The organism is Isoptericola sp. NPDC058082 (genome assembly GCF_042885055.1).
In the GTDB taxonomy this organism is placed as follows: Bacteria; Actinomycetota; Actinomycetes; order Actinomycetales; family Cellulomonadaceae; genus Isoptericola.
Genome location: NZ_JBHVSQ010000002.1, coordinates 435,095 through 447,882 on the forward strand (window position 1 = coordinate 435,095; position 12,788 = coordinate 447,882).

General features: G+C 70.9%; 11 protein-coding genes. 5 read left to right on the forward strand and 6 right to left on the reverse strand.

What is annotated here, in order from left to right; genetic code table 11:
- The first annotated feature begins 7 nt into the window (after nt 1-7).
- Nucleotides 8-808 carry a glycosyltransferase family 2 protein gene (locus ACFVS0_RS04960; protein ID WP_430587329.1) on the forward strand — a complete coding sequence of 267 codons (801 nt, stop codon included), beginning with the start codon at nt 8-10 and terminating at the stop codon, nt 806-808.
- Entirely contained in the window at nt 805-2,304 is a 1,500-nt protein-coding gene (locus ACFVS0_RS04965; protein WP_430587330.1) for a lipopolysaccharide biosynthesis protein, read from the forward strand. The genes ACFVS0_RS04960 and ACFVS0_RS04965 overlap by 4 nt, the downstream gene beginning before the upstream one ends.
- Nucleotides 2,305-2,325: 21 nt before the next feature.
- On the opposite strand, the gene ACFVS0_RS04970 is transcribed toward ACFVS0_RS04965, so the two are convergent.
- Nucleotides 2,326-3,804: a polysaccharide biosynthesis tyrosine autokinase gene (locus tag ACFVS0_RS04970; RefSeq protein WP_430587331.1), complete on the reverse strand. Its 1,479-nt coding sequence runs from the start codon at nt 3,802-3,804 to the stop codon at nt 2,326-2,328.
- Between the two features lie 352 nt (nt 3,805-4,156).
- Here ACFVS0_RS04970 and ACFVS0_RS04975 point away from each other — a divergent pair, with 352 nt between their 5' ends.
- Complete coding sequence (locus tag ACFVS0_RS04975; RefSeq protein ID WP_430587332.1) at nt 4,157-5,350, forward strand: hypothetical protein; 1,194 nt, start codon at nt 4,157-4,159, stop codon at nt 5,348-5,350.
- Here the strand turns inward: ACFVS0_RS04975 and ACFVS0_RS04980 are convergent.
- The 3 genes from ACFVS0_RS04980 to ACFVS0_RS04990 form a co-directional block, all read right to left on the reverse strand.
- Complete coding sequence (locus ACFVS0_RS04980) at nt 5,344-6,795, reverse strand: sugar transferase (RefSeq protein ID WP_430587333.1); 1,452 nt, start codon at nt 6,793-6,795, stop codon at nt 5,344-5,346. The genes ACFVS0_RS04975 and ACFVS0_RS04980 overlap by 7 nt on opposite strands.
- A 128-nt stretch (nt 6,796-6,923) precedes the next feature.
- Nucleotides 6,924-7,589, reverse strand: a complete 666-nt coding sequence (locus ACFVS0_RS04985; protein ID WP_430587334.1) for a hypothetical protein — start codon at nt 7,587-7,589, stop codon at nt 6,924-6,926.
- A gap of 31 nt (nt 7,590-7,620) precedes the next feature.
- Entirely contained in the window at nt 7,621-9,174 is a 1,554-nt protein-coding gene (locus tag ACFVS0_RS04990; RefSeq protein WP_430587335.1) for a DUF4012 domain-containing protein, read from the reverse strand.
- Between the two features lie 405 nt (nt 9,175-9,579).
- On the opposite strand from ACFVS0_RS04990, the gene ACFVS0_RS04995 reads away from it, so the two are divergent.
- The gene (locus tag ACFVS0_RS04995; protein WP_430587336.1) at nt 9,580-10,164 is read left to right on the forward strand and encodes a low molecular weight phosphatase family protein; all 585 of its coding nucleotides are present in this window, start codon (nt 9,580-9,582) and stop codon (nt 10,162-10,164) included.
- Here the strand turns inward: ACFVS0_RS04995 and ACFVS0_RS05000 are convergent.
- Complete coding sequence (locus tag ACFVS0_RS05000) at nt 10,142-11,650, reverse strand: sugar transferase (protein ID WP_430548649.1); 1,509 nt, start codon at nt 11,648-11,650, stop codon at nt 10,142-10,144. The genes ACFVS0_RS04995 and ACFVS0_RS05000 overlap by 23 nt on opposite strands.
- A gap of 246 nt (nt 11,651-11,896) precedes the next feature.
- Here ACFVS0_RS05000 and ACFVS0_RS05005 point away from each other — a divergent pair, with 246 nt between their 5' ends.
- Nucleotides 11,897-12,154, forward strand: coding sequence for a DUF2530 domain-containing protein (locus ACFVS0_RS05005; RefSeq protein ID WP_430548648.1), 258 nt, complete (start codon nt 11,897-11,899; stop codon nt 12,152-12,154).
- A 12-nt stretch (nt 12,155-12,166) separates the two neighbouring features.
- On the opposite strand, the gene ACFVS0_RS05010 is transcribed toward ACFVS0_RS05005, so the two are convergent.
- On the reverse strand, nt 12,167-12,775 hold the full coding sequence (locus ACFVS0_RS05010) for a TIGR00730 family Rossman fold protein (protein ID WP_430548647.1): 609 nt from the start codon (nt 12,773-12,775) through the stop codon (nt 12,167-12,169).
- Between the last annotated feature and the right edge of the window lie 13 nt (nt 12,776-12,788).

Sequence of the window (12,788 nt, forward strand, 5' to 3'; positions counted from 1 at the left end):
GGTTTCGGTGGTGATCCCGGTCCACAATCGCGCTGCGACGATCGAGCGCGCGCTGCGGAGCGTCCTGACGCAGCGCGTCCCCGTCGACGAGGTCATTGTCGTCGACGATGGTTCGACGGACGACACACCACGCGTGCTCGCAGCTGTCGCTGCTACGGATGGACGCGTCCGAGTCGTCCGCCAGGCCAACCTCGGGGCACCCGTCGCCCGGAATACCGGCATCGCGCTGGCGAGCGGAGACCTCATCGCCTTCCAGGACAGCGACGACGAGTGGCTGCCCGGCTGGACCGACGCCCTCCTGCCGTTGGCAGGCTCGATGGTGATGGTCTTCGGTTCGCACGAAGTGCTGCACCGCGACGGCACACGGGAGATCGTGCCCCCGACCCGTGTCGCCCATCCCGCCCGCGCTCTCCTCCGCCGCAACGTCGCATCCACCCAGACGGTGCTGCTCGACGCAGAGCTTCTACGCACGGTGAGGTTCGATCCCGGACTCCAGCGGTTTCAGGACTGGGATCTGTGGCTGAGCCTCCTCGAGACGTCCGCCGTCCGGATGGTGCACGTTCCCACCACTGTGGCCGTGCTGCATCGCATGGACGATTCGATCTCGGCCGGCCTGGGCAGCATCCGAGACCGGTCGCTCCGTCGGATCCTGGTGCGGCACCGGAACATCTTGCTGAGAGACCCGATCGCCCTCGGTCGCTTGGTGGCCCGCTCGATGATCCGCCCGGTCTTCGAACGAGCGCGTAGCTCGTTCGTCGAAACTCGGAGCTCGCAACGACCGACCTCCCGGCGCATGGACACACCGTGAGGAGTTCCCGACGGACGACCGGCCCGGCTCCGGGCCATGGCCGGGGCGACCAGCTCGCTCGTGCCGCCGCGCAGGGGGGGACGGCGATCTTCGTCGGCCAGGTCCTCCGAGCCGTGGTCCAGGCCGCGTCTCTCGTGGTGCTCGCCCGACTGCTCGAGCCCGCGGACTTCGGCCTCGTCGCCATGGTGCTCGTGGTGGTCGGCATCGCCGACGTGCTCCGTGACTCGGGGATGCTGAACGCTGCCATCCAGGCCCCGACCCTGTCCAAGGAGCAGAGAGACAACCTCTTCTGGATCAACATGTTGCTGGGTGCCGTCGCCGCCGCGGTCACGGTACTCGCCGCGCCCCTCGTCGCCCACCTCTACGGTGAGTCCGAGTTGACAGCCATCACGCGGTGGCTGGCGCTCACGTTCCTCTTCAACGGCATCGCCACGCAGTACCGCGCGTCGCTGCTGCGTCGATTTGAGTTCACTGCGACCGCGACGATCGAGGTTTTCGCGCAGGTCGGTGGGCTCACGTGCGCCATCGTGATCGCCATGGCCGGTGGTCGCTACTGGGCGCTCGTGGCCCAGAGTCTCACCGTCGCTGCCTTGATATGCGTCGGCAGCGCCGTGCGCGCGTCATGGATCCCCGGTCCGGTCCACTTCGGGGTCTCCGTCACGTCGTTCCTCAGGTACGGCATCAATATGCTGGCCGCGGGCATGGTCATCCAGTTCTCCCGCACGGTCGACACGCTCGTGGTGGGACTGCGGTTCGGGCCGACCAGCGCAGGAATCTACAACCGCGCATTCCAGTTCATGTCCCTCCCAATCCAGCAGCTTCTCCACCCTGCGCAACGCGTCGCGGTCCCCATCCTCGCCCGCACTCAGCACGACCCCCAGAGGTTCCGCAGATTCCTGCTGCGCGGCCATCTCGTCCTCCTCCACTGCACCATGCCGGTATGCGCGCTCGGCGCAGCACTGGCTTTTCCGATCGTCGAGATCGTGTTCGGTCCCGGTTGGAACGCTGCGGCGCCGATCCTCGCGGCGCTGCTCGTGGCCGGTGCATTCCAAATCGCCGGGTCGGCGGCGACCTGGGCGTTCCTCACCGTCGGATCCACCGGGTCGATGCTGCGCCTGACCCTCGCCACGCGGCCTCTGGTCATCGTCGCCGCGGTCGTCGCCAGCGCCTGGAGCCCGTTTGCGGTGGCCTGCGCGGTCGCCGCCTCGTGGGCAGCGATCTGGCCGATCAGCATCTGGTGGGCAAAGCGGACCACACCCGCGCCGTCGGGTTCGCTCATGGTCGTCGGCGTCCGTGTTCTCGGCGCCCACGGCGCGGCGGCGATCGTCGCGGGGCTGGTCGCGTCTCGTGTCGCCGCCGAAGGCCCTTGGCTCCAGCTCGCCGCAGGTCTGGCCGTCGCGGCCGCCGTGGCCGGAGTCGAGCTCGCGGTATGGCCGGCATTGCGCCGAGACCTCGCACTGCTGAGCACGGTGGCACGTCTGGGGTTCCCCCGTTGAGCCCACCGGGCCGCGACGCCGCTAGGACCAGGTCGAACTGTCACTCCCGCGTGACGGTACGCGCTCCTGCTCGGCACGTGTGCCGGCAGGCGGAAGGGTGCCGCGGTCATGAGCGTCGTATCGCTCGGTCACGACGTCGTCCGCGGATCTCGTGTAGACGCCGTCGTACCTGTAGCGGTATCCGGCACGTTCGGACTCGTCCACGCGGTTCATGACGACTCCCATGATCCGGGCGCCGGCCTTCCGCAGCGAGGCGATGGCCTCTTGAAGGTGAGCGCGGTGAAGCTCACCCACACCGGCCACCAGGATCGATCCACCGGTCAGCCGCGCGAGGATCGCGCCGTCGGTAACCGGGACGAGCGGCGCCGAGTCGATGAGCACGACGTCATATCGGTCCTTGAGCTCGCCGATGACGTGAGCCATCTGCACGGAACCGAGAAGCTCGCTCGGGTTCGGCGGCACCTGCCCCGACGCCAGGACGTTCAGGTTCAGGTCGCCCCATCTCTGGACCGCATCCTCGACCGTGACCTGACCGATGAGTGCCGTCGTCAACCCCACGGTGCCTTCGAGCCCCATGTACCTGGACAGACTTGGGCGACGCAGGTCGCCGTCGACGAGCACGACTCGAGTGCCAGCATCGGCCAGTGCGATCGCCAGGTTGATCGCGGTCGTCGACTTCCCTTCGCCCGGAAGCGCAGACGTCACCACGAATGCCCGCGAGTCGTCGTCGACCTCGAGGAACTGCAGGTTGGTGCGTAGCCGCCGGAATGCCTCCGCCCGAGGGCTCTGTGGGCTCTCCTGGACGATGAGCGGCCGCGTCACGGCGTCCTCGTCGAACGCGATCGAGCCGATCACCGAAAGGCCGGTCAGCTCCTCGACCTCGGCCTGGGTCCTGATCCGGGTGTCGAACAGCTCCCTGATGACCGCTGTGCCCACGCCCACGACGGCGCCGAGGATCACGCCGAGGGCGAGGTTCAACGACACGCGGGGCGACGCCGGCGACTCGGGGATCACCGCCTGGCGCACGGTGGAGATCTCGACAGGGGAGCTCGATGACTCGGGCGCCTTCTCCAGGTCCGAGACGACCGTCGCAAGGCTCGAGGCGATGGCGTCCGCCGTCTGGGCGGCGCTCTCGGGCGACGTGTCCGTCACGGTGATCGTGATGAGGACCGTGTCCGGCGGCGCCTCCGCGGTGACTCGTGCACCCAACGTCTCCACACTGTCCTGCAGGCCGAGGTCCTCGATCACGGGCTGCAGCACTCGTGGGCTCGTGACGAGCGCCGAGTAGGACGCGACGCGCTGAGCGGTGAAGGTCCCGCCGGCCACGAGCTCGTTCGCCGAGCCCACGTCACGCAACGAGACGAATGCCTGAGACGAGGTCTGGTATCGAGGCGTCGCAGCGAGCGAGAGGGCGATACCCAGTCCGAGCCCTACCATGACTGCCAGCACGATGGTCACCCATCGCTTTCTCAGAACGAGAAGATAGTCGGCCAGCCCCATGGACTCCCCTGTCGGGTGATGTTCGTACGAGAACCAGCCGGCCCCGCAGAGCGGGCCGACGCGATCACCGGTGCTGCGAGCCTAACCCTCGGTTCTCGAGTGTGCGCGAGTGGCACGACCACGGCGTCTCTGGTGCACTGCAGGAGGAAGTTGAGCTGCCAGGTTTTCCACCGTCGCCGGGCCCTCTGAGAGGTCGAAGATGCCGAGCGCTCAGGACGCCGTCACAGTTCCGGAGGGACGCCGATCACCGCGCTCGCCGACGCGTGCCACCACCGGCGACGCCATGCTCGCTCCCGCCGAACCACGGCGCCTTCGGCTCGTCGCCGCGTCGACGACGGTGGCAGTCATCGGCATGCTCCTCAGCCACAAGCTCGGCGGGCGGTTCGCCTTGTCGAACGTCGCTCAGATCCTGTCCTTGGCCCTCCTGTTCCTCGCATTCCCGCGCGTTCTCCGCGCCCGCGACGTGATCGTGATCGTCTTCTCCGTGGCTTCGGTCGTCCTCGCTGCCGTCCATGTCGCGGTCACGTACGGCTATCGCGCATCGGTGTCTCACGGCTTGTACTTCCTCGTGGCAGCCGTCTATCTACTGGTGGTCTTCCGGCTCAGCAAGGAGCACGGTGCAGGAGAAGCGTTCCTGCTCGGCCTGCGCCGAGCGATCCCGCTGGCACTGGTCGTCATGCTCGTCTATCTGGCGTTCGACGTCGCCGCCGGCCTTCCGTACCCGCGCCTCGGGTTCGACGACAACTCCCACACCTCGATCGCCGCCTGTCTCCTGGCGTTCGCCGCACTACGGTTCATGCGGTCACCGCTCCGGCTCCTGGTCGGCGTCTCCTTCTTCGCCATCTCGCTGATCACCTACTCACGCATGCCCTTCTTCTTCGCACCCTTCTTCGTCGTCGCGTTCGTCGTCGAGTACTCGAAGGTCCGGCGGCGGGCGACCGAGGCGTGGCAGGTGTACCTCGCGCACCTGCTGGTCGGGGTGACCGTCCTGATACCGCTCGTCCTGGCGCGGAACGCGTCGGACCTCTTCGGTGCCGTCGGGCGCGTGCTCGCCCCGGGCGACGCGACGAACGCATCCACCAGCGCGCATCTCGTCCTGCTGTCGCTCGGGGCACAGCTCAAGCTCGAGAACATCGGCAACCTCGTGCTCGGCATCACACCCGGCGGGTTCTCCGGCGTGATCGTCGCGAGCGACGTCGACCTCACGACCTTTGCCGTGCGCGACCCGACCGCCTACAGCACGATGCTGGAGGGCTCCGCGCCGCTCCACTCGACCTTCGGGTCCATCGCGCTGGAGCTGCCGGTATGGCTCGTCCTGCTGCTCGGCGCACTCCTGGTCCGGACGCTCTACCTCCTGGTCGTGAAGCGCGACGTCGTGCTCGCGTCCTTCCTCGTCGCGCTGATCGCGGCCACCACCTTCTACTCGAGCCACAACGAGCTCTACTTCGTCGTCGGTCTGGCCATGGTTACCGCGGCGGCGTACTCGGTCGCGCCACCCCCCGGCACGGCCACGACGGGACGAAGGCCCATCGAGAGCGCTCAGTAAGCACCTTCGGGGCGGAGCATCGCTCGCGCGGTGCGGAGCAGGATCGCGACGTCTCCCAGCAGCGTCCAGTTCTCCACGTAGTACAGGTCCAGCCGCACGCTCTGGTCGAGCGGGAGGTCGCTGCGACCGCTGACCTGCCACAGACCGGTGAGGCCGGGCTTGACGAGCAGCCGCCGCCGCAGGGCGTCGTCGTACTGCGCCACCTCGAGGGCGACCTGGGGCCGGGGTCCGACGAGGCTCATGTCGCCGCGGAGCACGTTGATCAGCTGCGGGAACTCGTCGACGGAGTAGCGCCGGAGGAACTGCCCGAGGCGGGTGACACGCGGGTCGGCCTTGGGCTTGTAGAACACGCCGGCGGCCCCACCGAGGGCGTGACCCAGCTGGGCCTCGGCTCCGGTGCGCATCGTGCGCAGCTTGTAGAGCGTGAAAGGCTCGCCGTTCAGGCCGACGCGCTCCTGACGGAACAGGGCTGGCCCAGGGCTGGTGAGGCGGACGAGGGCAGCGATCAGCAGGAGGGGGACGGTGACGACCGCGAGCCCGAGGCCGGCGACGACGACGTCGAAAGCTCGCTTGAGAGCGTGCTGCGTGCCGGTGTACCCGGGAGGTGTCACCTGGACCACGGGGACACCGTCGACGGGGGTCATGAGGAGCCGCGGGCTGGCCACGTCTGCCAGTCCGGGCACCACGAGCAGGTCGGCGCCGCTGGGCTCGAGGTCCCAGGCGATCTGCTTGATGGTCCGGGTCGTGGCGGTGTCGGACGCTGTGACGGCGACGGCGTCGACCCGGGTCCGCCGGGCGACGGCGGCTACGTCGCGGACATCGCCGAGCACCGGTACCCCGGGCAGCGGGGACGGTGTGGCGGCACCGCCCGGCAGGCACACGCCGATCACGTCGAATCCGGCGCTGCGCTCCCGGCGCATGCGGATACCGAGATCCTGCACGGTCTCGAACGCCCCGACGAGCAACGTGCGACGGCGGTACTCCCCCCGTGCCCGGTCGGCACGCAGCCGGCGCGCGACCCAGCGACGTCCGGCCAGGATCGACACCAGTCCGAGGGGCAGGGCAACTGCCACGTAGGACCGCGCGAGGTCGAACTTGAGCAGGTAGCAGACCACCGCGGCGAACCCGAAGAGGGCGAGGGACGCGCGTACCACGCGCAGGTTCTCCTCCCGCCCCGCGCCGATGACCCGGTGGCTCCGCGCTCCGCCGAGCCCCAGCGCGAGCACCCAGGCCTCGGCCAGCACCACCGAGATCAGCAGATACTGCCCGCCACGCGGCTCCAACAGACCGACGTCGACCTCGAGGTCGAAGCGGACGACATAGGCGGCCACGACCGCGACGACGATCGCCGCGACGTCCACCAGGAGAACCCGCCCGCTGAGCGACGCCTGCCAGCGGGCCCCGGTCCTCGGGGGCCCCACCGGGGTGGTCCCACCCAGGGGCATGGATCGTTCTGGTGGCGTCGTGCGGCGATCGTTCTGGGGGCGGATGGTCCCGAAGTCTTCAGCGACGGATGGGATGTCCCTCTCGACGGTCATGGGGGCCGGCTCCCGGGGTCACCGGGCGTCGGCCGTCACGGGGAGCCGTCCCCGGGCACGGCGCGGTGGCTCCGCCCGCGCACCCGGGCCACGACCAGTGCCGCGATGCCGAGCACCAGGAGAGCCCCAGCCGCGAGCAGGTACGGTGCGCCACCCGCTCCGGTGACGGGGAGCAACCCGGCGCCGGAGGTGGAGTCGCCGTCATCGACGACCCCGGCGACACCATCGCCTTCGTCACCACCGTCGTCGCCGGCGGCCACGGCGGTCACGCTCGCGGTGCCGGCGTCCTGTCCCTCGGCGTCCGTGGCGGTCACGGTGTACGTGCCCGCCTGGGGCAAGGTGGCGGCGAACGTCGCCGTGCCGTCCGTGGTGGACGCGGTCTGAGCACCCGCGACCTCGATCGCGCCGTCGTCGATCCCGGGAATCTCGACGGTGAACGACGAGTTCCCGACGGGGCCGGAGACGGTGATCGTGAACGGCACGCCGACGGTCGCGGTGGTGACGCTGAGGGTCAGGCTGTATTCGTCGGGAGAGTACGTGAAATCCGTGTCGGCAGTGGCCGCCGTCGCCGGAACGGCGGTCATGGCGATCATTGCGCCGGCGAGGGATACCAGACGTCGAAGCATGCTCTTAGTCCCTGGGTCTGCGGATTCTTGAGGTAAGTGCCCGCAGGCACCCGGTGCGGCGCCCGTGACGGGCACACCCCAGCCTTCTCGCTTCCGAACCGTGGCCTCAACGCTGAGCGCGGGCGCCCGGCGTCGATCGAATGGCAACGTCGCCGGATTGGTGCTTCCCGGTGATCATCACATAGGTCACGGAGTTTGTCTCCCCTGGCGCCAGATCCAGAGTTCGAGCTCCGACAATGAGTCGATGATGCGCCTGTGGGAAAAGACCGACATTCCGTCCATTGTCATGTGCGGACATGATTCTTCCCCCGGCCGGCGCATAGACCAGCGAATTCATCCTGATCTCACCGGGATCTCCGTCGCCCATTCCCGCGACATATCGGGGCAGACCTCGCGCCTCGTCCCGCGTCGCGGTGTTCGTATACGACACGGTGACCGCGAGCTCGTGCGAACCGTCCGGCCGGTCCGCCACGACCTCCACCTCGACGTCGGAGTCCAGGAACCAACCCATCTTCGCCGCGCGCGTCAGCTGTGAGTAGACGCCCACCACCGGGGTGGCGTCCCCTTGGATGCCACGCAGCGACCCGTCGAGCACGGTGCCGTCGAGCACCTTCTGCTCGTCCGCGTCAGCGGACCACAGCATCACCCGGCCCTCGCGGGTGCTCCGTGCGAGGGCCTCCAGAACGCCGGACGTGTCGGCGGAGCCGCTCATCACGCGCTCGAAGGCCGACCGCGCCACGTCGGCGAAGACCTCGTCCTGCTCGCGCGGGTCGGGGTACCCCAGGTAGACACCGTGCAGGAGGAACCGCACCAGCTTCTCCCCCTCGAGCTCACGGCCGTCGGGCACCTCGATCGGGCCGTCCACGGCGAGGACGTCGGCGAGCGCCACCGGGTCCAGCGAGAGCACGCCGTCGACGGCGACGCCGGTCCGCTCGCGCCACATCTCGCGGGCGAGCGCTGCCGCGCGCGGGAAGTCCGGCGTCATGGTGACGTTCTGCCCGAACCGCGCCAGCTTGTCGCCGAACAGGGCGCTCTCGGACTCGTCGAGGTCGAGGACCGGCGCATCGAAGACTCCGAGCGACGACGCTGCTCGCTGGTCCTCGATCGTCACCTCACCGTCCTCGGCACGGAGCAGGATGAACGCCCCTGGGATACCGCCGAGCGCCCGGGGCTCGGCGTTCGACTGCACCAGCACCAGGTACTTGCGTTCGCCCTGTGCTCCCAGCATCGCGGGGAGCAGCAGCGCGGCGCGCGCGGCCGTCGCGGTGGTGGACCGCACCTCGGCGAGCTCGGCGTCGACCGAGGCGACGGCGTCGTCGACCTGGGGCATCAGCGTGTCGTCGATGCCCGCCACCCTCTGCTGCGCGACCTCGAGGTCGGTGTCAGCCCCCACCACCTCGGCCGCGACGTCCTGCAGCGGCCCGAGCCGGACTGCGCCGTCCTGCGGCGCCACGGTGGCGGGGTTGACCGCCTCTGCCACGCTCACGAGCGCGTCCAGCGGGCCGTGCGCCAGGTCGTCGCTCACCTCGGCGAGCGTCGCCACCGCGTCCACGGTCGACCCCACGAACGGGAGGCGCTCGGCGAGCGACCAGTGCACGCCGCTCGTCGCCCGGACCGCGTCGGCGGTGTCTTCCTGCAGTGCGGCGAGGGCGGCGTCCACCCGATCGGTCCGGCCGGCGACGGCGTCCGGGGTGAGGACCGCGATACCGGCCGCCGCACGCTCGAGGGCGTCCCGTGCCCGGAGGGCGTCGGTGACGACGCGGGCGAGCAGGAGCCCGAGCACCAGGAGCAGCGCCACCAGCACCCAGACAGCCACGCGGAGGCGGCGACGTCCCCGCCCCGACCGGGGCCTGGACCGAACCGGACGTCGCCCGTCGGTCGCACGGCCCGTCGGCGTGCCAGGCGCCGGGACCGGGGCGGCGGCCCACCTGTCTCCCCATCCGGGATGCGTCACGGGCTCCCCCGTCGTGTGATGGCGTCGGGCGGTGCGTCGCAGTCACGCTACCCACGGTCGGGCACGGCGGCATCGTGAACCGGGGAGTCGGCGATCGAAGGGAGGACCGGGATGACCTACCGGATCTTGGTGGTGTGCACCGGGAACATCTGCCGGTCTCCGGCGGTGCAGCTCCTCCTGACCCGGGCCGTCGACGACAGCGTGCTGGTCACGAGCGCGGGGACCGCGGCGCTGCCGGGCTGGGCGATCGACGACCGCATGGCCGCGCACCTGCGCGAGGACGCGATCCGCACCGACGCCTTCCGGTCCCGCCCTCTGACCGCCGACCTGATGGCCGGCGCCGACCTGATCGTGACGGCCACGGCGGCCCACCGGGCGCCGGCGCTCGCGCTCCAGCCGTCCGCGGTGCGGCGTACGGTCACGCTGGGCGAGCTGTCGCGGCTGGCGTCGCACCTGCCGCGCGGCGCAGCCCAGGGCGCCGACGACGCCGGGCGTCTGGCCGCGCTCGTCCCGGCGGCTCTGGCGCTTCGCCCACGGTTCCTCGGCCAGGACGGCGACGACGACGTCCCCGACCCGTACGGCCGCCCCGACGACGAGTACTGGCGGTCCTACGCGTGGCTCCGACACCACGTGGGCCGTCTGGTGACGTCGTTGCGTGAAGGCGTGAACCCTGTCAGTACGCCCCGCGCCCTGTGACCACGGCTTTCGCGGTGCGGGCGAGGATGAGGAGGTCGCCGAACACGGTCCAGTTCTCCGCGTAGAAGACGTCGAGACGCACGCCTTCCTCCCACGACAGGTCGGACCGGCCGCCCACCTGCCACAGCCCGGTGAGGCCGGGCTTGACGCGCAGCCGCCGCCGCACGCGCGCCTCGTACCTCGACACCTCGGCGGGCAGCGGCGGCCGCGGCCCGACGAGCGACATCTGGCCGGCGAGCACGTTGAACAGCTGCGGCAGCTCGTCGAGGGACAGCCGGCGCAGCACGCGCCCGACCGGGGTGATGCGCGGGTCGTCGTGCAGCTTGAACAGGACGCCGTCGCCGTCGCTGGGCCCGGTCAGCACGGTGTGCTCGCGGTCCGCACCCTGGCGCATGCTGCGGAACTTCAGCATCTCGAACGTGTGGCCGTCGCGCCCGACCCGGTCCTGGCGGAACAGCACGGGCCCGCGGCTGGTGACCCGCACGGCGAGGGCGACGACCGCCATCACGGGCAGCAGGAGCAGCGTGATGAGCGCGGCGCCCGTCCAGTCCACGACCGACTTGAGCACGTACCGCGGCCCCGTGAAGCGCGGGGCGTCGACGTGCAGCAGGGACACCGACTGCTCGGGGGTGACGGTGATGCGCGGCCCCGCGACGTCGGCCAGCTCGGCGGTGAGCATGAGGTCCACGCCGGCGGGCTCGAGCTCCCACCCGAGCTTGCGCACGACGTCCGCGGTGATCGCGTCGGACCCGCTGACCGCGACGCAGTCCGCACCCACCTGGGCCGCCATCGTGCCGGCGGTGCGCAGGTCCCCGAGCACGGGGACGCCGAGGATCTCCTCGCCCGGCCGCACGTCGTCGGACGTCGGCACGCACACCCCGACCACGCGGTACCCGGAGGTGCGGTCGTTGAGCTCGTGCACGAGCCGCTCCACCTGGTCGCGCAGCCCCACCGCGAGGACGAGCGTGACGCACGCGCCCTGCCGGCGCTGCCGGTGCAGCCAGCCGCGGCACAGCCACCGACCGAGCAGCAGCGCGACGATGCCGGTGGGCACCGCGACGAGCAGGAACGTCGAGATCCCGGGCCGCGCGACGAGCAGGGCGAGCAGAGCGAGCGGGGCCACGAGCCGCCACGACGCGTCGAACACCCGCTGGTACTCGGCCGGCCCGGACGCGAACACCCGCACGTCGTAGGCGCGGGCGACCCACAGGCTGCCGAGCCACGTCGTCACCAGGACGACGACGGACAGCAGCTGGTCCCCCAGCACCGAGGGCGTGACGTGGTCGTGCACGGCGACGCCCCGCACGACGGCGGCGGCCACCGCCGCTGCCACCACCACGACGACGTCCGTGCGCACCAGGCGGCGGCGGTAGGAGGTCTGCCACGACTCCGCGCGGAACGAGTCCCGCACCTCCTTGAGGCGCGCGGCCCGCAGCGCGGCGGTGCGCGACCGGAGGGGCTGGCCGATGTCCGAGACGGTGATCACGGCGGCCTCCTCTCCCGGGTCGGGCACCGTGCCCGTGCACGGTGGCGTCACCAAGGTAGGAGCGTCACGGGGCTTGCGGAGAGCCTTCCGGGGCCCTTTCACCCCGGCTTTCACCCGACCGGGTTTTCACCCGCTGACCTGCGGTTTCACCCGCATTTCAACCACGCCCCCGCGTCATGGGCGAGGTGCCTCGGACGACTGCCGCCGCGGGCCACGGTCCCGGGTCCCGCGGCATAGGATGAGCGGGTGCCCTCGCTCGTCCGCCTGCTCACCCATCCCGAGGAGCGCCGCCCCGGTCCGCCGCCGCTGCGCGTCGACCTGCGGCGCGTGCTGCTCGGCGGCATCGGCCTGTGGGCGGTCGCGCTCGTCGCGACGCTCGTCGTGTACCTGATGGGCCGCGGGACCCAGGAGGCGGTCGTCACCTGCGTGGCGGGCGTCCTCCTCGGCGGTGCCGGCATGCTGTGGGAGCGCAAGCACCGCGACGAGTACCGCGGCGAGGACTGACCCTCCCGGGCCTCAGCGCCCCCACTTGGCAGCGGGCGCGCGCCAGGCGTCCAGCGCGTCGAGGAGAGCCGCCGGCGTGTCGGCGACGACCAGCGCGTCGCGGTAGGCCGACGCGAGGAACCCCTCGGCGACCATGTGGTCGACCATCGCGAGCAGGGGCTGCCAGAACCCGCCGACGTCGTACAGCGCCACGGGCTTGGCGTGGATGCCGAGCTGCTGCCAGGTCCACACCTCGAACAGCTCCTCCAGGGTGCCCGCGCCGCCCGGCAGCGCGACGAACCCGTCGCCGAGCTCACCCATCCGCAGCTTGCGCTCGTGCATGTCGGCGACGACCTCCAGCCGCGTGAGGCCGGGGTGCGCGATCTCGCCGTCGACCAGCGCCTGCGGCATGACGCCGAGCACCTCGCCGCCGCCGGCGAGAGCGGCGTCCGCGACCTCGCCCATCAGCCCGACGCGGCCGCCGCCGTAGACGACGCCGACGCCGCGGCCGGCCAGCTCCGCTGCCAGGTCGCGCACGGCCGCGGCGTACCGCGGGTCGCGGCCCGGCGACGAGCCGGTGAAGAGGGTGAGGCGGCGCAGCGCGCCCGCGGTCGACGGCGTCAGATTCTGCGGTTCGAGCACCCGGACATCGTAC